The organism is Shigella sp. SIG3 (assembly GCF_053555855.1).
Map to the genome: position 1 here is coordinate 1 of NZ_JBQZXE010000243.1, position 1,281 is coordinate 1,281.

General features: G+C 35.7%; 1 protein-coding gene and 1 pseudogene. One reads left to right on the plus strand and one right to left on the minus strand.

Annotated features, from left to right (window positions below):
• A pseudogene (locus tag ACUU1I_RS20600) lies at window positions 1-424 on the plus strand (acyltransferase); the annotation flags it as partial.
• A gap of 772 nt (window positions 425-1,196) precedes the next feature.
• Here ACUU1I_RS20600 and ACUU1I_RS20605 read toward each other — a convergent pair.
• A partial coding sequence (locus tag ACUU1I_RS20605; RefSeq protein WP_449144914.1) for a tail fiber assembly protein occupies window positions 1,197-1,281 on the minus strand: 85 nt, incomplete at its 5' end.

Here is a 1,281-nt window from a genome sequence, read left to right on the forward strand (position 1 = left end):
TAAATTTGGTTTCATTGTCTTCTCAATTACCGCGATAATGAGTGCGTATCAACTCCTTAACCAGAAACCTTTGCTTTTTAAGATTATCTCAATATTCAATGCAGACATAATATCAAGTAGTTATATTCAAGCTATTAATACTATTATCACCACGGTAGGCTTGATAATATTTAATATTTTTATAGCAAAAATAATTTGTGGGAATGACTTTATTGTAAGAGCTGGAAGAAATACTCTTAACATATGTGGAATGGAGTATATCACCAAATTATTTATCCCTATGGCTTTAGCAATCATAGGCTTCAGCGTGACCATTCCAAATCCTATCTGCGCAATCATATATACCTGTATTTGTGTATATGTATCAGATAAAATTGGCCATTGGCTATCGAGGACAGTCGGTGGGCCATTTTTGATAAAATGATAAAAAGGCGCAATTAATTGCGCCTTTTTATAGATATATAGCGCATATTTATGCTCAGATTATACTGTTAAAATTAATGCGCAAATGTTACGGTTTTCTTTCCTAGCAACTGAAGGGAATGTTCGAAGTGCAAACATAAAATTACCCCTTCACTGAACAGATATTCAGTCGGCCAACACATGAGAAAGAAATACACCAGATGAATTAAAATATCATATACTCATTAATCAAAGAAATAAAAGCATAAACAGTAGGTGGTGACGCTGATAAACTGGCTATAAACAACCAGGAAGGTGATGAGCTATCGCAATATAATTTATTGGTGAATTATTTGAAGCCGATTGATAACACCAGTGCTCAAAAGACTTCCCCCGGTAACCATAAGTAGCTAATATCTAGTACAGTTTCGATATCTATTATCGTTACTGCGTCGATATAGTCTAAATAGCTGCACCTAATTCTGTCACACTTGTCGTTTACAGATGGGTAATGTGTTGCGTATGGGCAACAAAACTCAAGCCAGATATAACACAACCTAGCTGAGAACGCCTTCCTGATGCTTCGCCCAGCAAGGGCTGAGCGAAAGTGGAGCACTTTTCTGCGCAGCTATTTAGGACAGTATTGAGTCATATTGTTTATGTATGAGTTAAGTTTCGTAATATCAATTAAATAAAATAAGTTGAAATCATTGTAGAAGTGAGCATTATACCCAGGCTACCTGAACCTACTGAAAAATGAGTATTATTCCAACAATTATCCTAGATTAACAAGTCTATTTATTTGGATGCATAGGCCACTCGGGTTTTACTACATTAACACGCATAAGCAGCACCCGATATTTTTTCCATGCCAGTAAC